Here is a 22,405-nt window from a genome sequence, read left to right as displayed (position 1 = left end):
AATATAAAGAATACACCATCTTGAATAAATGCAACTTAATATTAATTTACTTATTAATTGGTGCAACACTACCATTAATGGCGCAAGATATTTCTTTGTATCAGCAATTTAATGGAAGATATGATTACACTGCCATTGGCAATACTATGAATACTGAAGAAAATGGATTGGGAACCTCCTGCTCAATTCTTACCTCATCTTCCGCTAATTTTAATCTAGAGAGTGATCAAACTATAGTTGCAGCCTATTTATATTGGGCAGGTTCGGGACTTGGAGATTTAGACATTTCATTAAATGGAATTGCTATAAGTGCAGAGCGCTCGTTTGAAGATTCATTAGATCCAAACCGCGTATTTTTTGCCGCATTTGCAGATGTCACCTCCATTATCTCAACTCAAGGAAATACAGAATATACAGTTTCAGATTTTGATTTAAACAGTGTCATCTCAACGTACTGTCCTACAGGAACGAATTTTGGTGGTTGGGCAATTACTATTATTTACGAAGATCTAAGCTTACCTCTTAATCAGTTAAATGTATATGATGGATTACAAAGTGTACCTACCTTTTTAAATATAAATTTAGACAACCTGAATGTACTAGATAATGAAAATGCAAAAATAGGATTTGTTGCTTGGGAAGGTGATAGTGGGATTTCTGTAAACGAACAACTTACTATTAATGGTAGTGTAATAAGTAACTTCCCATTAAATCCTGCAAATAATGCTTTCAACGGTACAAACTCATTTACAGGAGCTTCAAATCTATATAATATGGATATTGATGTATATAATATTCAAAATAATATAAATATTGGTGATACGTCTGCAACTATTCAGCTAACCTCTGGTCAAGATTTTGTTATGATTAATAACATAATTACTGTGTTGAATAGTCAATTACCTGATGCAACATTAACAACTGAAGACTATATTGTGAATTGTGGTAACAACACCATTGAGCTGAATTATACCGTTTATAACAACAATAGTACAGCCACTTTGCCAGCCAATACACCAATTGCATTTTATTACAACGATATACTTTTAGGACAAAGCGAAACCCAGAATATTATAGCAATAAACGGAAGTGAAAGTAATTCTGTTTTATTAACACTTCCTGATGATATTGATTCTAGTGTTACAGTGGTCGCCATTGTTGATGATGATGGTACAATGAATGGTATAATTACAGAAACAAATGAAGATAATAACATAACTACATTTAATGTTGATTTACTTTTAATACCCGAAATAACAACCCTTCCATTACTTATTGGTTGTAATGAAGGCTTTGAAACCTCATCTTATAATTTATACGATGCTTTTTTAGGGATAGACTATGAAGAAAGCGATCTCTCATTTTTTACTACGCTCGAGGATTTAGAAGCCAACATGCTTCCTATTTTAATCCCGTCAGATTATACTAATAGTTTTAATCCCGAAACTATTTATGCGCGTATGGACAGTCCTCCTTGTTATGAAATTTTTCAATTCAACCTAACCACAGAAAATTGTCCTCCTTATATTCCGCAGGGATTTTCACCAAATAATGACACACATAATGATTGGTTTAATATTCAAGGGTTATATGATATTTTCACTGAACACGAATTGCAAATCTATAACCGTTACGGCGATTTAATTTTTGAAGGAAATAATTCAAAACCTTGGTTCGGCAAAATAAATAGAGGGCTTAATAATATCGGAAGTATTGTGCCTGTTGGTACATATTATTATATCTTAAATTTAAATGACTCAAATTTTCAACCAATGATGGGTTGGGTTTACGTAAATTATTAAAACTGTTAAAATTTTAGGTCGTTCACCTTATTTTTTTGGAATTAAGTATATGTTATTATACTTTTAAACACGTCAGTATGAATTCAATACTATTTCCCTCTTCATTTTTTTAACTTCCCTCTTGATTTTGATTGAAATATAATTAGCATTGTTAGATATTTCTCACAAAAAAAATTAAACAAAAAATTATCAATTCTATTTTAGATCCTAATTTTTGTAGTTTGATTCTCTCATTTAAGTCATAAAATCGTGAAAAATGTTAACATTTAACGTATTTCAACGTATTTTTTTGTATTTCATCTTTTTTAGTTCTACTTTTCGGCCATAATAAAGAACGTGTATCAGTCGACCCCAAATCACTCTACACCAGAACTTTTAAACTTAACCGAAACTAAATGACTTATTTAAATCGCTCCCTCTGCTTATTTATGGGCTTAATTTGTGGCATTTCATTTGCACAACAAGTTACCGTAGATAATTCAGTTTCACCACAAGACTTAATACAAAACACACTAATACAAGGTTGTGTAGAAGTCTCAAACATTTCGTCACCTTCAAACGGAACATCTATCGGTATAGGTAGTTACGGTTACTTTGAAAAAGGCGCGTCCGATTTCCCCTTTGAAAACGGAATAGTGTTAACCACAGGTAATGCCAATGCTGCTGGAAACGGACAGAATAATGACATCTTAAACGATGGCGACGAGACCTGGCTTACTGATAGTGATCTCGAAACAGCCTTAGGTATTTCTGGTACAGTCAATGCTACTTCCATTGAGTTTGATTTCATTTCCATATCCAACCAAATTCAGTTTAATTACATCTTAGCATCCGAAGAGTATTTTGGAAACTTTCCATGTGAATATTCAGATGGATTCGCATTTTTAATAAGACAAAGTGGAACGAGCGATCCTTACACCAATATTGCGTTGGTGCCTGGTACATCAATACCAGTTAATACCAATACTGTACACGATGACATTGTTGGTTTCTGTGATGCTTCAAACGAAGAATATTTTGAAGGCTACAATTTGGGAGATACAAATTATAACGGAAGAACAACAGTACTTTCTGCAACTGCGGCAATACAACCTAATGTGCAATACCAAATAAAATTAGTTATTGCTGATCAAACAGATAAAAATTACGATTCGGCTGTATTTATAGAAGGTAACAGTTTTGATGCTTCAGTCGATTTAGGAGACGATATTACAACCTGTGCAAATAGTGCAGTTTTAAATGGAAATATTCAAAATACTAATGCGACATATTCTTGGTTTTTAAACAATGTTGAAATTCCAGCAGAAAATCAATCAACTTTAACAGCTATTGCTTCTGGTAACTATAGAGTTGAAATTTCATTACCTCTAGCAGGCAGTTCTTGTGTAATTGAGGATGATATTAATATTACCCTAAATTCTACGCAAACATCAGAGCCTATTACAGATTTTGCTTTATGTGATGATATTAGTAATGACGGTGTAGAAACTTTTGATTTAACTACAAAAGACGCAGAAGTTATAGATTCAGTTCCTGCCTCTACCTATGCAATTTCTTATCACTATTCTGATACAGATGCTATTAGCAATGCCAATGCCATAAATAGTCCGATTCAAAATATTGGAAATCCACATACAATTTATGTAAGAATTGAAGATACGGTTAATGGTTGTTTAGCTTATTCATCTTTTGATTTAATTGTTAATTCTAAACCAATTATCACTAATCCTACGCCTTTAGAAATATGCGACGACCAATCAGGTAATGGTACTACAGCAATGGATTTAAATGCATTAAAAGATTCTGAAATCACTTTATCTCAAGACAACCTTATTGTTACTTACCATAGTTCTGCTAGTGATGCATCAGCAGGTGTCAACGCTTATCCTATGCCATATACCAACACTAATCCAACAGAACAGTTATTTGTTAGTGTACAAAATTCTGAAACCGGTTGTATTAGTACTACAACTTTAGATATTTCTGTTTTAGAAAGCCCTGTACTGAATATGGAACCTCACTATATTGATGCTTGTGATTCCGATCACGATGGTTTTGCAGATTTTGATTTAACATCAATAATCCCTGAAGTTCTCGAAGGACTAACTGATGTATCGGTTACATTTCATGAAACTCAAGAAGATGCTGATACTGGAGATAACCCTATATTAAATGATGCCAATTACCAAAACAGCAATATTGACGAGCAAGTTGTTTATATCAGAGTGGTTAGTGACAATTCTAATTGTTACTCGGTGGCTCCAATAGAAATACATACCAACCTATTACTTACAGGTACAGAAATTGATGACATCACTCTATGTGATTTTGCAGACGATGGTACTGAAGACTTTCATTTTAATGACATTACTATAAATTTCGTAAATAATATTGAAGGTGTTACTGTTCATTATTTTGAAACTGAAACTCAAAGAGATAATGATGTTAATGAAATTAACCCAGACATACCATACGCTAACCAGAGTAATCCTCAAACGATATTTATAATCTTGAGAAAAGATGGCTGTGAGGAAGTTTCTGAATTTGATTTAATATTAAATCAAATTCAAACCTTTGATTCTATCGTAAGTACAACCGTTTGTGATGAAGATCAAGATGGCTTTACTACAACAGACTTGTCTACACTAGATGATGCCGTAACAGATGGTCAAGAAGGTTTTAACGTTAGTTATTACCCAACAGAACAAGATGCAGAAGATAACACCAATGTATTACCAAATTTTTATACTAATACAACAAATCCTTTTACCTTATATCCTAGAATAACTTCGGGAGAAACAGGTTGTTACGACACAAACTCCTTTGAAGTTACTGTTTTACCTGCTCCTGAAAGTGAAACACCAGATCAAATAATTATTTGTGATGCAGATAGAGATGGTTTTTCTGTAATTAATTTAAATAATAGTATTCCTACTTCTATATTAGCAACACCTAACAGAAGTGTTACTTTTCATAACACATTATCTGACGCTCAATTAGACGAAAATGCTATATCTAGTGTATCTAACTATAATGCACAAACTGAAATCGTTTTAATGCGTGTTGAAAATACAAATACGGGTTGTTACGCAATCGAAGAATTAGATGTTATCGTTAATACATTGCCATTTGTTGGTGATTTAAGTAACTACGTCAATGAGCTTACTTTTTGTGAAGATAACTCAGATGGTTTTGGTGAATTCATTTTTGAAAACAAAGATGAAGAAGCATTAAGTGGACAAACCGGTAAAGACGTTAGTTACTACATTAACCAAGCCGATGCTGATAATAAAACAAATGCTATAGATAAAACGAGTATCTACGAAAACGTAACAAATCCACAAGAAATATACGTAAGAATTGATAACACTACAGATGAGTCTTGTTATACAACGTCTTCATTCACTATTGAAGTTGGTACAAATCCTATATATAATGAACCAACAAACCTACTTGTCTGTGATGATAGTGTGGTAGATGGTTCTACAATGTTTGATTTTACCGATAAAATAACAGAGGTTTCTGCAGGCATTCCAGATATTCAAACTGTAAAGTTCTTTACATCTGAAGAGGATGCTGTAAATGATGTTAATGAAATTCCACTTCAATTTCAAAATACAGTAAATCCACAGCAAATTTATGTTCAAATAGATAATGGTACAATCTGTCAGTCTGTTACATCATTTGTTATAAATGTAATTAGAACGCCGGATGTTGCACCTGCAGATCCATTAATTGAATGTGATGATGATACAGACGGAACACTTCAATTTGATTTAACTTTTGCTCAATCAAACGTATTAGATGTAAGACAAGAAGATTTAGAATTCAGCTTTTTTGAAAACTTTGAAGATTCAGAAGCCAATATTAATGAAATTTCAAATCCTGAAAATTATACAAACACTTCAAATCCGCAAACGGTTTATATGACTGTAACTAACACCATTTCTAATTGTTATGTTACAACACCAATTGAACTAATTGTTAATCAGCCACCATTAATAAATGATTTCCAAGTATTTGATGTTTGTGCTAACGATGATCAGTTAGTAGATTTAACCGAAATTAACACAGTTGCTAGAGATACAAATTTCAATGTTATATTTAGTTATTTTGACAACGAAGCAGATGCCATAGCAAATACAAATGCTTTGGATACAAATTATACATATCAAACTAATTTTGATACGTTATTTGTGAGAACTGAATATAGCACAACGCACTGTTCTACATATTACGAGTTCAATATTAATGTAAATCCACTGCCAACAGCGGGTCAGCCAAATGACTTGGAAGCTTGTGATGATGATTTTGATGGTATTTTAGAATTTGATCTTTCTCAACAAAATTCTAGTGTTTTAGGTGGAAATAATTCTAATTCATTTAGTATTACATACCATAATTCCGAACTTAAGGCAAATGAAAAGACTTCGCCTTTAGAGCTTAATTATATGGCTATTGATAACGAAGTTATTTATGCACGTTTAGAGAATAATAGTACAGGTTGCTACGATATTACTAGTTTTACTGCTATTGTTCATCCATTGCCATTAGTTGATATTGGAGATCAAGTCATTTGTTTAGAAAGCGGTCCATTATTGGTTTCTGCAAATACAAATGTTGCTACAGATACATATTTATGGTCAACGGGAGAAGTTACACCAGAAATAGAAATAACAGATGTTGGAAACTACTCCGTAGAAGTAACAACACAATTTGGATGTGTATACACTGAATATTTTGGTGTGTCTGAATCAGAAACTGCAACAATAGAAACAACAGAAGTCGTTGATTTCTCTGATCCAAACAATATTACAGTTACAATAAGTGGTATTGGTGACTATTTGTATCAATTAGATGATTATGAACCTCAAGAATCTAATCATTTCGAAAATGTAGCTATGGGTTACCATACAGTAACGATAATAGATTTAAACGGTTGTGCAAATGTTACTAAAGAAGTACTAGTTGTAGATATACCAAAGTTTTTTACACCAAATTCTGATGGCTCTAATGATGCCTGGCATATTGTTGGGATTGAAACATTACCAGGTACCACTATAGACATTTTTGATCGCTATGGTAAGCTTATAAAACAATTAAATTCTAGTTCTGCTGGTTGGGACGGCTACTATAATGGAAACAAAATGCCAACTAGTGATTATTGGTTTATTGCACATGTACAACAAGGCTCAATTGCTTTTGATGTAAAAGGTCATTTCACTTTAAAACGTTAAGAAAACCATTACATTAATAAGTCGCTAAGCGTGCTATTAATTTCAGCAAACAATTATACAAACCCTCTAAAACAGAGGGTTTTTTCAGGCCTCATCCAAGTTAATTTACAACAATAAATGCTTTCCATAATACTTACTTAAACAAGTTAATAGATTATAGCCCAGTAAAAACCATATATTAGAATATTAAATGTAATCGCTCATTTTACGTTACATCGATAACAAACGATGTTTAACATCTTTTTGCATATCAAAAGTTGCAAGATGTTTATCTTTGCTGTCCCTTAAACAGAAAATGAAGAGATTAATCCTTTTTACTGCCTTAATAGTATCCCTATTTTCGTCTGCTCAAAATATAACAGTAGATAGTCAAACATATACAGCACAAGAACTCATAGAAAATATTTTAATTGATAGTGATTGTATTGAAAATGTTATTGTTACTAATATAGTAGGTGGCGATTTTGGAGGTAGTGATCAAAGTTACGGTTATTTTGATGCCACAGGAACTACATTTCCTTTTGAAAGCGGTATTGTTCTCAGTACTGGAAGGCTTTTAAATGTACCTGGACCAAATACAAGTTTAAGTGATGATGACGCTACAAATTGGGTTGGCGATAATGATTTAGAAAATGCACTCGCTGAAACAGGGACAATAAATGCAACAATATTAGAGTTTGAATTTACCTCAGTTGCCACACAAGTAAGTTTCAATTATATTTTTGCCTCTGAAGAATATCAAGAAAATAATTCTAACACCTGTTTATTCTCAGATTTATTTGGTTTTTTAATACGACCAGCTAGTAGTCAAGGCGCTTATGAAAATATTGCATTAGTACCAAATACCAATACACCAGTAAAGGTAACTACTGTAACACCTGGTGTACCTGGCGACTGCCCTCCTACTAACGAAACTTATTTTGGTAGTTTTAATGGTGCAGATGCACCTATTAATTTTAATGGGCAGACTGATGTATTGACAGCTACAGCTAATATTATTCCAAATGAAACCTACCATGTAAAATTAGTAATTGCCGATGAACACAACTTTAGATATGATTCTGCCGTATTTTTAGAAGCGAGTAGTTTTGAGTTATCTTCAGATTTAGGTCCTAATTTACTTATTGAAACTAGCAATGCCCTTTGTGAGGGAGAAACACTAGAATTAAATGCTACTCAAGAGGGTCAAAACATTTATAATTGGTATAAAGATAATGTCTTAGTTGAAACACAATCCGGAAATTGCTTCAATTGTGGCAAATATACAATTAGCGAAGCTGGTACTTATAACGTAGAAGTAACTTTAGATAATGGATGCCTGTCTTACGGTGAAATTGTTATTGAATATGCGACTTTACCAATTGGATTTGATTCTGTTTTAATAGAATGTGATCTTAACCAAGACGGAATTACTACATATAACTTGTTTGATGCTGCTATAAATTTAACCAATGGTAATCAAGATAATAATGTCTCAGCTTTTTTCTTATCTGAATCTGATGCAAGTCTAAACATAGATGCAATTACAAGCCCTGAAGCTTTTCAAAATTCAACACCTTTTCAAACGGTTTATGCAAGGTTAATAAACGATGCTAATTGTTATGCTATTGCAGAATTAGAATTACAAACCTCTAATAATATCATTGAAATTCCTAATTTAGAAAAATGTGATGGTATTGTAATAGATGGTATGGCTACTTTTAATCTTAATGATATTACAACGTCGATACAAGATCAAATTCCTACTGATGCATTCGCTACATTTTACGAATCTGAAATCGATGCGATTCTAGAGAATAACCCTCTACCTACAACATATACAAATAGCGTAATAGATTCACAAACCATTTACGTAAAAGTGAATAGCAATAGCCAATGTTATAGTATTTCTACAGTAAATTTAAATGTGTTATATACACCTATTCTAGAAGAAGATGAAACGGTATTCTATTGTATAAATGAAGGGCAAGTACCACTAACTATTTATGGTGGTGTACTCAACGATTTACCTAATAATTATTATTACGAATGGCTATTTAATGGCGTAATTACAGATATTGACACATTATTTTATGATGTTACTGAACCTGGTGTATATACAGTTGTTGTTACAGATCCTAATGGCTGTTCTTCTAGCAGAACAATTACAGTTTCACAATCTCAAATAGGCAGTATTGAAAGTGTAGATATTGAAGGTATAGCTCCAAATAACACCATTTCAATTTCTATTTCGGGAACAGGAGACTATGAAGTGTCATTAGATGATCCTGATGGTTTGTATTACGATGACAATCTTGTGTTTTCTAATGTCTCACAAGGGTTTCACACCATTTATATTAAGGATAAAAATGGCTGTGGTATTACAGAGGAAACTATTTCCGTCTTAGGATTTCCAAAATTCTTTACACCAAATGGTGATGATGATAATCCTGTATGGAAAGCTTTTGGCTCAGAACAGCAGTTTCAACTTATCTCTTCAATTGAAATATACAATAGATACGGTAAGTTAATTTCGCAACAAGTTACTTCTTTAGACGGTTGGGATGGTACTTTTAAGGGTAATGAAGTACCTAGTGATGATTATTGGTATATCGCTAATTTTGTTGATGGCTCAACTTATACAGGTCATTTTGCGTTAAAACGCTAATTAAAGATAAGTATTTCTTCATATTTTAAATTAAAGTGCCATTTCTCATAGTTTTATAAGGTATGTAACATTTTTTGTTACATATCAACGAGCGTTAAGTAACTGACATTCTTAATATTGCTGAATTATAATTCATTAAAAACGATTTTATTTCAATAAAAATTCGTAACATAGATTCAAGAATTTTTTAAACATAATTATCGTTTAAATTGATCAATCTAACCAATACAATTGAACACTATGAAGTATCATTTTCTTTTATGCTTGTTCCTATTTCAATATACTTCTTTTGCTCAGTCAGAGAATAGTGTAAAAGAATTATCCAAAAAAGATTCAATAACGTATTTAAAATTAAAGCAACAATTTGCAAAACATATTAATCCTAATCCTGATAGCTCATTAGTATATGCGTCTAAAATTAAAGCCTTTGGTTTAGAAAAAAATTATTCCGTTGGAATAGTTGAAGCGCCATATTTTAAGGCCTATTATTTCAGAAGAATGCAAAAGTTAGATTCCGCAATATTTTATTTCAATTTATCATCAAAATTAGCAAAGGAACATAATTATTTAAGAGGCATTGCGCTATCGCAAAACGGGCTATGTAGAATACATTATTTTTTAGGTGAAACAGAAAATGCTGTAGATGCCTGCACTAATTGTTTAGATGTCGCTATAGAAATGAAAGATCTGCCCATTATAACAGATACGTATACTGCCTTAGGCAATACCTATAGAAGGCACAATGATATGAATATGGCCATTTCATATTATTTAAAAGCCGATTCTATACATAGCGTTGAACCGCAAAGACCAGATATAATTGCGGCAACATACCAAAGCTTAGGAACCATTTATGAAGATCTGAAAGATTACGACACGTCTATAACGTATTTTAAAAAAGCGAATGATGAATTTAAAAAAATTCCGGCAGATGTTACATTTTATTTAAACACAACAGATTTACATTTGGGTTCAGCCTATTACCACAAAGGAGATCTAGCATTAGCAGATAGTATATTACAAAAAACCTATTCTTATTTTAAAGGCATAAAAGAAGACGTTTCAGTTGCAAAAATAAGCACATATTTAGGTTTAATACGAATAAAAAAAGGCGATTTAGACGCAGCAGAGCGTTACTTAAATGAGGGTTTTCAGTTGCATAAAGACAAAAAATATAGTTATGAAACTGCTGAGGCAACCCTTGAACTTGGTAAATTATATATTAGCAAAAATGAACCTAAAAAATCCATTTATTATTTAACTGAATTACTTCAGAATTATGAGGATTATGACAATAGGTCATTGCAACAAAAAACGTTGAAAAGTCTCTCTGAAGCCTACGCATTAGATAACAACTACTCATTAGCGTATAACACATTAAATAAAACTTATAAGCTGAAAGACTCTCTTAACAATGTTCAAAATATTGCTTCCATTAGTGAAATTGACTCTAAATATCAAACTGAGAAAAAAGAGCAACAAATCACATTGTTAAAATCTCAGAATGAAACGGTGGAACAACAGAAACTGAATCAACGAAACTTACTTTTAGGTGGCTTGGGCATTATGTCTATCGCTGGTCTATTTTTTTATATCCTTTATCGCAACCGACAAAGAACTAACACTAAATTAAAAGAAATTGATGCCTTAAAATCTAATTTCTTTACTAATATTTCTCATGAATTTAGAACGCCATTAACACTGATATCGAGTCCTATAGAAGACACGCTGTTGGATGAAACCATATCAGACCAAAAAAGACAACAATTCACTATTGCCAAACAAAATTCTGAGCGGCTTTTAGAACTCGTTAACCAACTCTTAGATTTATCTAAAATTGATGATGGTCAATTAAAATTGCAAATCCAACAAGGCAATGTAACGCAACTAATCTCTGCTTTAAGTGAGTCATTTACCTATTACGCAACTCAAAAAAACATTTCTTATATTATTGATATTATACCCACTAATGATACAGGATGGTTTGATAGAGATGCTGTTGAAAAAATCACAATTAACTTACTTTCTAATGCCTTAAAATACACACCAGAAAATGGTAAGGTCACATGCGAAGTCTACACAAAGAACGATACCTTATTTTTTAAAATTTCAAATACAGGAAAAGGATTAACACCTTATGAACTCAATAATATTTTTGAACGTTTTTACCAAACCGATGGACAAAACCAAGGTTCTGGTATCGGTTTGGCTCTAGTAAAAGAATTGGTAGAATTACATAAAGGTTCTATTGAAGTAAAAAGCGAACCAAATAAAGAAACTATCTTTTTTGTAAGTCTTAATCTAAACAAAAACATGTTTAGTAAAAATACCATTGTCGTTAATCCTAATAATGAAAATATAAAAGATGTAACATTACATTATAACACCAACATTGATAGCGAAGCTAAAATCACTGATAGTGAATTACCAATTTTATTAATAGTAGAAGACAATGATGATTTAAGAAATTTATTGAAACAAACTTTTAAAAACAATTATAATGTTATTACCGCAGCCAATGGTAATTTGGGTGTAGAATTGGCCTTAGAGCATATACCAGATTTAGTGATTTCTGATATAATGATGCCAGAAAAAAATGGGATTGAACTTACAACAGAGCTCAAAACCAATGAACTAACAGCGCATATCCCAATTATATTACTCACAGCAAAAGCAAATATAGAAAGCCAATTTACTGGAATTGATGTTGGTGCAGATGACTACATTACCAAACCTTTTGATAAAAAATTATTAATCTTAAAGGTTGAAAAACTAATAGAATCAAGACGACAATTACAACTACGCTATAGTCAAGAGTTAGTTCTACTTCCAAAAGACATTGCTTTTACTAATTTAGATGAAAAATTTCTGAATAAAGTACAAGCTGCTCTAGATGAGAACCTCGTTGAACCTTCATTTAATGTCTCAGAATTTTCAGAAGCTGTTGGTATGAGTCGTATGCAATTACACCGAAAATTAAAAGCATTAACTGGCTTAACGGCTTCAGAGTTTATTCGTTCACAACGCCTTAAGCTTGCTACTCAACTTCTAAAAAACTCAGACATCAATATGTCTCAAATTGGTTACTCTGTAGGTTTTAATGACCATTCTTATTTTACAAAATGCTTTAAAGAAGCTTATAATTGTACGCCATCTGAGTTTGCAAAACGCAACTAGAATACGAATTTACATATCATAATTCAGCTCACATCTCTTACTAACACTAGCATGTTACAATATTCATAATACTTGTTACATTTCTTATAGAGTTAAAAGAGCCTTCCTCCTAGCTTTGTAGTGTATGAAAAAAAAACGTACATCCTTACAAGGCAAGCTTGATCAAATTCCTACTAACACAATCTACCTTAATATTAATTATTTACAGCCTGGAACTTATGTATTAAAAATAATGCATAAAAATAAAGTGATACAAAAAACAACCTTTAAAAAATAAAGTTGCAAATCATGTTTAACACAATCTATAAATATAAAACCATGAAAACCTTCAAACTATTAATAGTCTTCATTCTATTCTTAACATCTTGTAACGATGACAAAAAAACATCTTCAGAAACGGAAAAGATAACAGAAAAAGAACCAACAGAAATAGCAAGTACGGCAAAAACTGCTAAAAAAAAACCAGATACTAATGGTACTTTTCTTTGCAAAATAAACGGTAAAGACTGGAGCTATACCAAAACGTCAGGTATTGTAGATACACATCCAAAAACTAAAAAACGAACGGCAATTATTACATTTAAAAAAAAGCTAGATAAAGGCTCAGAAAGTGTGCAACTTTTTTACGATGGCGACAACTATCAATTGGAAAAAGCCACAGCCATTCTTAAAACTCCAAAAAAAGGAGGAGGAACAATGAGCGCCATGTATCAGTTACTTAATGAAGGAGGCAAACGTTTGCCTGACAGTAAAATCTCAGGAACCCTAGATTTATCTAATTCTAAAGGAGCAACAGGAACCGCTGAGGTCACAAATATGAAAATCAGGTTTGAGGAAGGTCAATTAGAAGACCAATCTATGGCTATTGTGTCTTTTTCTCCATTAAATTTTAGTGGAATTGGATACTCAGATCTTCATAAAGTATTTGGTAATAAATAAAAAACTATAACACTATGAAAACTTTAATCACACTAATCTTATTAATTTTTAGCCATATTGTTTTTGCACAACTTACTGACCCTTTTGGCAAGATTATTACACATGAGATTAAGCTAAATAAACTAGATAATGGCATGTATTCTGGAGCTATTGAGTGGACTACTGGAAGTTTAGATTCTTTACAAAAATTCATCATTAATGACTTAGATATTAAAGCTCCGGTTATGGTCTCAATTATCTCAAAAGCACCAGATCACAATATTGATTTAAGTTTTCATAAAGAAAACTGGGAAAAAGTAGAATCAAAAATTTCAACTGACGGCGAAAAATATGCAACTAAAACCTTTAGAACCATGGGTTCAACAGGATTAGGAATCAGTTCTAAAGTAGCAGGTATCCCATACTTGATAACTGTAAAAGTTGGTCTACAATTTCCTTCAACCCAATCTTTAATTCGTATTACAGATGATAAAGAAGAGTACACCCAACACATGCGAAAATTAGGTTATATGGGTCAACTATTTAATGAAGATGGCTCTACCTCTTCCAACACTGAAAGTGCATCCACAAATAACTCAAACTCTAATATCGACAATACATTAATGTACGTTATAATTGGTCTGCTGGCTATCATCGCAATACTTTTTGCCATATTTATTTTGAAAAACAAACCTTCGAAAGTGACTATGCTTTTAATAATTTCATTAGGTTTTACACAGATAGTAATTTCTCAAGGATCTATACCTCATAATATACCACCATCAAATATGGAGTCCGTCTTTGTAGACTATCAGTCTACTAATGTAGAAAATCAGGTCCCAGTAGATTATAACAACCCTGGAGTAAGGCCTGCTACAGATCGAACTGCATATGTTAGCAACGATGGAGGTCAAACCTATCAACCTGTTCAATTGAATCCTAATCAAGGCTCAATTGAATTATCAGGCGATGAAGTTGCAGAAATTCAGAGAGGAATGGATGAGAATAGTGAAGAATTTAATAATAATTATGGAGAAAACAGTCCTGGAAAAAAGACTAACGGAGATACAAGAACACTACCTACTGATATAACTAAAGAAGAATTAGAAGAACTAATAAGGCGCATAGAACAATTAGAACTAGAGGTAGATTTACTTTCCGAAAGAGATCAAGAAAGCCAAGAAACTCATAATGATGGTCTTCAAATTCTACAATATTGCGAACAAATTCCTGATTGTCAATCTTGTATTGATGAAGCTTATCAAAAATATTTAGCACATTATAGTCATTACCAATTTCTTCAAAAATATTATTTAAAAAAAGCTACAGAACTAAATGATTGGATAGCATGGGGAAATAGTAGAGCAAGTTTACCAGGAGGTGGAGGACTCGGATGGAATGGTAAATTAATAAGAGATGTAAGACCTGCTATGGATAAATTAAAAAACGAATATGATAAGAAGTTCGATTACTACATAAAACAAATGGAAAGAGATTTAAGACTAATTAAATCTTGCTATACAGGAGATCGCGATAGGTTTCCCAGCATAGGAGCGTATGAGGCTCAAGTGGGTCAAGTTATATTCATACTTAAAGCAGCTAGAATAACCAAATAATTTACATTATGAAAAAATCACTCCTTCTTATATTACTTTTAAGTATAATTTATACTTGCGGTAAAAAATCTAGTGACACTAATAAATCTAGTACCAATTTGAGTCCACATTCCGAAAAGAATTCAGGTTCTAAAGCTGTAGAAAACGAAGATAAAAACACTGTAAATGAAGATTCCAATTCTGAAATCAACAACCTTCTAAATATGAGTAAAGACTTACTAGAAGGGTCGAAAAAAAACAATAATACAGATTTAGAATTTGACACTAACGCCTTGTTAGATATGTTAGAACAAAGTGGTGTATCGCGTGAGTCAATGGAGCAACTTATTAATAATCCAGATAGTCTTAAAATTCTTGCACAGCAAGCCATGAAAGAACGACAAGCGGCTAACGATGACAAAATAGATCTAGAAGGAAAAATTTCTAAAGAACAACTAAGTTCAAATCAAACAGTTACTGGCCTATCATTAGAAGAAGCTATTCTCATTGTTCAGGCAGAATCTGGTCCTGAGGCAACAATGGCGAAATTAAAAAAGATAGATTCCTTAGCTGGCACCAATGTTATGTCTCAACTCGACATCACAGAAGCTGGCTATGTTATGAGTGATGTTGAACGTAAAAATGAAGTTAAAGCAAGTGTAAATGAATTAGAGAAAATAAAAAAACTTAGTGATAAGGCTGGGCAAATGCATAGCGAAAAAGAATCTAAAGAACTCCTTGCGGAATTAGAAGCTACAGAAAAAGCTATCGCTTCAGGAACGATGAAGGCGAGCCCTCAATACCAACGTGTTATTACGCACAAAAAAAAGATAGTAAATGTTTTTCATAAAGATATTCAACGCAAATCACAAGCTGCCAAACGAAAATTTAAACATTTAAATCCTGATCTATTTTATGGCGATGATGTTGGTGTAAGCTACGTTGGTAATTTAAAAAAAACGGTGTATTTACCACTAGGTCCTCTGTCTTTTGCTGATGAAGTCGTAAAAGTTAATCACCCAAAACTCCTAACTCAAGACGTAAAAAATGTACTTGGAGAACCAGATGTTATTGAAACTTTTGATGATGCCACAGGCATTTATAGTCTTGGTCTTGCTGGTACACTCACAATTCGTTTTACAGACAACGCTTTGGTTGATGTCAATGGACCTGATTTGTATTTATTCGAAATTGGGCAATTAGAACCTACTGAACTCGAAATATCCAAAGATGGTAAAACTTGGATTAAAATCGGTAAGATAGATGGTGGTGTTGCTGAAGTTGACATAGGACCATTTGTTAAGCAAAATGATCTATTTTACTATGTAAGGTTCAAAGATCTAAAAGAGAAAAGTGGTGTTCCTGGTGCAGATGTAGATGCCATCGCTGCAATTGGTTCTGCGATGCGATTAAACTTAGACAGTCAGGTTTTATTTGATTCCGGAAAAAGCGAATTAAAAGCTGAAGGTATAAGCGCTTTAAAAGAATTAGTAAATAGTATCACTGTACTTAAAAAAGGAAAAGTTATTGTTGAAGGTCATACAGATGATGTCGGTAGCGAAACATCTAATAAATCACTTTCGCTTGCACGTGCCAAAAGTGTATCTAAAGCATTAAGAGCATTAATACCAAGTACGGAATTTAAGTGGCAAGAAAAAGGTCATGGAGAATCTAAACCATTGGTAAAAAATGACTCAGATAAAAACAGAAGCAAAAACAGACTTGTGGAGATATTAGTCGTACCAAATTAGATATATAATTTAAAAATCATTATCATGAAAAACAAGTTTCTATTTATGTGCATTTTAACTGCATCCATGTTTCAAACATCTCACAGTCAAAAGCTCCAGCAAAATGAGATTGAAAAATTTAAAGAGCTTTTAGATACTAATGTCGCTCCACATTTTAACGTGGAATTAAAAAATGATTCGGCCTTCTGTAAAATAGATAATCTAAACAAAACACTAGATTTAAGAGATAGTTATGAAATAGCTGAAGACAGCATTTCTAAAAAAATCAAAAAGAAGTTATCATCAGGACCACATGAAGGTCCTGTGTATTGGCAATATAATTTTCAGTCAGCAACAAACTCCTCAGTTGAGTTTAGAACCAATAAATACCAGCAATTATTTTGTACCATTCACTTTGAGAATCAAGATACTATTAGTTTAAAAAGTAGCTTAAATGCTTATACTAGTAACCATAAAACATCAGATTCTGCATTGCACAAAGTAGATTGGACAGGAGACAAATACATTAGCCTTTTACTAACACCAATAAAAATAGAGGGTCAGATTAATTTTGAACTAAAAGGTATCACTATAAGTGGAAAATTTGCACGTGCAGATTCAATGAACTATCAAAACAATACGTTAAATCGTTGAGAAATATTCTAAAACGAGAATTTAAACTATTTTTTGAATCTAACGATATGACCCAATTAATTAATCAGAAATCTAATGATTAAATATTAAGAGTAACTCATTCGCTTTTATTACCACATTATTTTCAATTTACGTTTCTACAACGACCTAAATAAAAATAATTTAAGTCACGCGCATTCCTTAGAGGCGTATAAAAACTTTCGTTTGTAGACTTTCATTAGATTCTATTTCCATTCAAAATTTTATAGAATCTCCATATTTATTTCCTAACAATCGATCTATTTCTAATTATTAGATTCAGTCTTGTTTTACCAAAGCCCTAATAAATAACCTGATACGTTTTTCTCATTAAAAACAGGTGTTAAAACCTAAATATCATGGCTATAAAACAACGATTATTCGTGACTATCATTGACATGTTACAATAATTACAGCATTTGTTACATCTCAAATAGACCTCTGATAATCTGATACTTAGATTTGAAGTAACAATTTTAAAGTCTTATACAAACCACAATTAAAACCAAAAATTATGAAAACAAAAACAATGTTACTATTATTATTAATGTGTGCATATATCAATGCACAATCGGTTGAAAATGACACTTTCTCAAATGGAGGTGAGTTACATAGCAATGGAACAAATTCTATTAATTCCACTATCGGAGAACCTATAGTTGGGACCATCACTAACTCTGAAACCTTACATCAAGGTTTTTGGGCAAGTACACATCTTATAAATACTTTGAGTATGTCAGAACCTATTGAGGTTGATAATGACTTAGTTATTTATCCTAATCCAGCAGAAGACATCCTTAATATTTCAATGCAGAAAATAAAAGATTACGTCTTTACCATTTATAATACTGAAGGAAAAAAAACACATCAATCAACCTCAGAGAATGTTTTAGTAAATAATCTAAATATCAAACATTTATCAGCAGGTCTTTATCTTTTGCATATTAAAGATTCTGAAACGCTAACTATAAAAACAATGAAATTCTTAAAACTATAATCATGAAAATAATTACACGCATTTTAATTATAGCAGTTCTAATTGCAACACAAATAGGACATGCACAATCAGGACAATCTTATTTCATTAATTATCAAGGTATTGCTAGAGATGCCAGCGGAGACATTCTTACCGAAGAAGCTATTACCATAGAAATAGAATTACGTTTTGGGGCACCAACCGTATCTTCGTCATATTCAGAAACACATAGTATTACCACAGATGCAGGTGGTGTATTTAATCTTAAAATTGGAGATGGTACAACAACCTTAGGCGATTATGATACTCTTGAATGGGGAGGTTTAGCTTCTTATGTAAACGTCTCATTAAACGGTACAGAAATTGGCACTACCGAAATACATGCTGTACCATACGCCATAAGCGCTGGTAATCAATTTTGGTATCTTGCAGATGGTGAAGATGATATTTCTTATGAATATGGAAATGTCGGTATTGGCACTTATGAACCAGAAGTAGATCTGCACGTTGCAGGAGACTTGCTTGTACAATCTAATGAGGGTTCGTTAAGAATTGGGTATCCAAATAATGGCGATCAATGGCGTTTAGCTACATTAAATAGTGGTGAAGACCTGTTATTTCAATCTAAAGTTTCTGGAGTGACTAACTCAAACACGAGATTTATATTAAAGCAAAATGGCCATGTTGGTATTGGCAATACGAACCCAGACGAAGAACTTGTTATTGGTGATAATTTTGGAGTTGGTTGGGGAGTTCCTGCTGCAACTATTGGTAATACTATTGGAGGTGGATTACTTGTTGGAAATACCACCACAAATTTTAGATTTGATGCTGTTTCTGGTTTTGACCGCACAAGACTTATAGCTTCAGACGCCAGTGGTTATGGGTTAGGTATTATTGAAATGCGTACACGTCAGCTAAATATTGGTACAGAACCTGGTTTTAGTGCAAATCCTTATTCGGTTCGTATTGAACAATCAAGTAATTATGGTCTGCAATTGATTAATCAAAATGATGCTAACAATAATTGGGAGTTTTACGTAGCTAATACAACTTTACAACTCTTTGCCAATGGAAGTTATGTTGGTAATTTTGATGCAACTAGCGGTAACTACAGTGCGACCTCAGACCGTCGCTTAAAAACCAATATTAATACCGCCCAAAATGTCCTTGATAAAGTGGCTCAATTAGATGCCAAAACATATAATTACAAAACCAATCTCAATAAACAATTTATAGGGTTTATAGCACAAGAAGTACAAGAACAATTTCCAGAATTAGTTACAGAAACGATCAATAGAGAGGGCGGAAAAGAAAGCACCTTCATGGTTGACTATAACCAACTTACAGTAGTTGCATTAAAAGCCATACAAGAGCAACAGCAAATTATAGAAACCCTGAAAGCACGTATTGAAGTGCTCGAAAACAAATAATAAAGTATTACTCAACCTAAGGTCTAAAAAAGCACTTAAATTAGGCCTTAGGTTTTTATGATATAAAATTCACTATTCAGTCTGTTTTATTTGCTCAAATAAAAAACAGTTATGACCTTAATTCTTTATCGTAACTTTGCATTATGCGATTTAAAATTGAGTCAGAATTTAAACCCACAGGAGATCAGCCACAAGCCATAAAAAAATTGGCAAAAGGTATCGATGATAACGAAAAGTACCAAACGCTTTTAGGTGTTACTGGTTCTGGTAAAACATTTACCGTTGCCAATGTTATTGAAGAAGTACAACGACCAACATTAGTTTTGGCGCACAACAAAACTTTAGCAGCGCAATTGTATTCAGAATTTAAACAATTCTTTCCTGAAAATGCGGTTGAGTATTTTGTGTCTTACTACGATTATTATCAACCTGAAGCCTATATTCCTGTTTCTGGTGTTTACATAGAAAAAGATCTATCTATTAACGAAGAAATTGAAAAAATGCGGCTCAGCACCACCTCTTCCCTATTATCTGGTAGACGTGATGTTATTGTAATCGCATCTGTTTCATGTTTATATGGTATAGGAAATCCTGTAGAGTTTCAGAAAAATGTTATTTCTATAGAGAAAGATCAAGTCATTTCACGCACGAAATTATTGCATCAATTGGTACAAAGTCTTTATTCTAGGACAGAGGCAGAATTTAAAAACGGAAACTTTAGAATTAAAGGTGATACAGTAGATGTGTTTCCAGGTTATTCAGATCATGCGTTTAGAATTCATTTCTTTGGCGATGAAATTGAAGAAATTGAGGCCTTTGATGCTCGTAGTAATGAAATCATTGAACGTTACGACAGACTGAATATTTATCCTGCAAACATGTTTGTTACATCTCCAGATGTTTTAAATGGTGCCATAAAAGAAATACAAGATGATTTAGTAAAACAGCATGATTACTTTAAGGAAATAGGAAAACATCTTGAAGCCAAACGACTTAAAGAACGTACAGAATTTGATTTAGAAATGATTCGCGAATTGGGTTATTGTTCTGGTATTGAGAACTATTCCAGATACTTAGATGGACGAAATCCTGGAACAAGACCATTCTGCTTATTAGATTATTTTCCTGATGATTTTTTAATGGTTGTAGATGAAAGCCACGTAACCATATCTCAAGTTCATGCAATGTATGGAGGCGACCGAAGCAGAAAAGTTAACTTAGTTGATTACGGTTTTCGTTTACCTGCTGCTATGGATAATAGACCTTTAAAATTTGAAGAATTTGAAGCCCTTCAAAATCAAGTTATTTATGTAAGCGCAACTCCTGCAGATTACGAGCTTCAAAAATCAGATGGAATTTTTGTGGAACAAGTGATTAGGCCAACTGGTTTATTAGATCCTATTATTGAAGTAAGACCAAGCTTAAATCAAATTGATGATTTAATTGAAGAAATTCAAATTCGTGTAGAAAAAGATGAACGTACTTTAGTAACAACACTTACTAAAAGAATGGCTGAAGAATTAACCAAATATTTAACTAGGATTTCAGTAAGAACACGATATATTCATAGTGATGTAGATACTTTAGAACGTGTTGAAATTATGCAAGATTTGCGTAAAGGTGTGTTTGATGTTTTGGTTGGTGTTAATTTATTACGTGAAGGGTTAGATTTACCTGAAGTATCATTAGTTGCAATCTTAGATGCTGACAAAGAAGGTTTCCTTCGTTCTGCACGTTCCTTAACACAAACCGTTGGTAGAGCTGCAAGAAATCTTGAAGGAAAAGCTATTATGTATGCTGATAAAGTAACTAAAAGTATGCAGAAAACTATTGATGAAACAGAGTATAGACGCGAAAAACAAATTGCTTATAACACTAAGCATAATCTTGTACCAAAAGCACTTAATAAGAGTTTAGATAGTGCCTTAACTCAAAATTCTGTAAGTACATACAGAACAGAACTTGATGCACAAATAGCGGCAGAACCAGAAAGTGAATATCTTAACAAAGGCGAATTAGAAAAGAAAATAAGAGAAAAACGTAAATTAATGGAACAAGCGGCCAAAGCTTTAGACTTTTTAGAAGCTGCTCGTTTTAGAGATGAGATTACTGCTTATCAGAGTAAGCTAGAAAAATTAAAGGCCTAATACATTAACAATCAAGATTAGTCTTAATAGCTCAACATACATAATTACTCAAATTGTATAAATTCACAAAC

The 22,405-nt window shown here is 32.5% G+C and carries 11 protein-coding genes; all 11 read left to right on the top strand.

The genetic code is table 11. The features are described from left to right. The first annotated feature begins 77 nt into the window (after positions 1-77). The 11 genes from ACJBCC_RS02125 (at position 78) to uvrB (ending at position 22,334) form a co-directional block, all read left to right on the top strand. Positions 78-1,802, top strand: a complete 1,725-nt coding sequence (locus ACJBCC_RS02125) for a gliding motility-associated C-terminal domain-containing protein (protein ID WP_407556267.1) — start codon at positions 78-80, stop codon at positions 1,800-1,802. Between the two features lie 395 nt (positions 1,803-2,197). Next, entirely contained in the window at positions 2,198-7,039 is a 4,842-nt protein-coding gene (locus ACJBCC_RS02120; protein WP_407556266.1) for a choice-of-anchor L domain-containing protein, read from the top strand. Between the two features lie 295 nt (positions 7,040-7,334). Then, positions 7,335-9,686, top strand: coding sequence for a choice-of-anchor L domain-containing protein (locus ACJBCC_RS02115; RefSeq protein ID WP_407556265.1), 2,352 nt, complete (start codon positions 7,335-7,337; stop codon positions 9,684-9,686). 240 nt (positions 9,687-9,926) lie between these two features. Then, positions 9,927-12,863, top strand: coding sequence for a response regulator (locus ACJBCC_RS02110; protein ID WP_407556264.1), 2,937 nt, complete (start codon positions 9,927-9,929; stop codon positions 12,861-12,863). Between the two features lie 318 nt (positions 12,864-13,181). Then, positions 13,182-13,802: a hypothetical protein gene (locus ACJBCC_RS02105; RefSeq protein WP_299099533.1), complete on the top strand. Its 621-nt coding sequence runs from the start codon at positions 13,182-13,184 to the stop codon at positions 13,800-13,802. 14 nt (positions 13,803-13,816) lie between these two features. After that, positions 13,817-15,397, top strand: a complete 1,581-nt coding sequence (locus tag ACJBCC_RS02100) for a hypothetical protein (protein WP_407556263.1) — start codon at positions 13,817-13,819, stop codon at positions 15,395-15,397. A gap of 8 nt (positions 15,398-15,405) precedes the next feature. Continuing rightward, positions 15,406-17,127 (top strand): OmpA family protein, encoded by a 1,722-nt coding sequence (locus tag ACJBCC_RS02095; protein WP_407556262.1) that lies wholly within the window; start codon positions 15,406-15,408, stop codon positions 17,125-17,127. Between the two features lie 24 nt (positions 17,128-17,151). Next, entirely contained in the window at positions 17,152-17,760 is a 609-nt protein-coding gene (locus ACJBCC_RS02090; RefSeq protein WP_407556261.1) for a hypothetical protein, read from the top strand. A 532-nt stretch (positions 17,761-18,292) separates the two neighbouring features. After that, entirely contained in the window at positions 18,293-18,775 is a 483-nt protein-coding gene (locus ACJBCC_RS02085; protein ID WP_299099525.1) for a T9SS type A sorting domain-containing protein, read from the top strand. A gap of 2 nt (positions 18,776-18,777) precedes the next feature. Continuing rightward, positions 18,778-20,187: a tail fiber domain-containing protein gene (locus tag ACJBCC_RS02080; protein WP_407556260.1), complete on the top strand. Its 1,410-nt coding sequence runs from the start codon at positions 18,778-18,780 to the stop codon at positions 20,185-20,187. Between the two features lie 143 nt (positions 20,188-20,330). After that, positions 20,331-22,334: an excinuclease ABC subunit UvrB gene (gene uvrB / locus ACJBCC_RS02075; protein ID WP_299099521.1), complete on the top strand. Its 2,004-nt coding sequence runs from the start codon at positions 20,331-20,333 to the stop codon at positions 22,332-22,334. The last annotated feature ends 71 nt before the right edge of the window (positions 22,335-22,405 follow it).

Origin of the sequence: Winogradskyella sp. 4-2091 (assembly GCF_045765065.1) — a bacterium.
GTDB lineage: Bacteria > Bacteroidota > Bacteroidia > Flavobacteriales > Flavobacteriaceae > Winogradskyella.
This window is presented reverse-complemented; position numbering and strand designations above follow the sequence as displayed.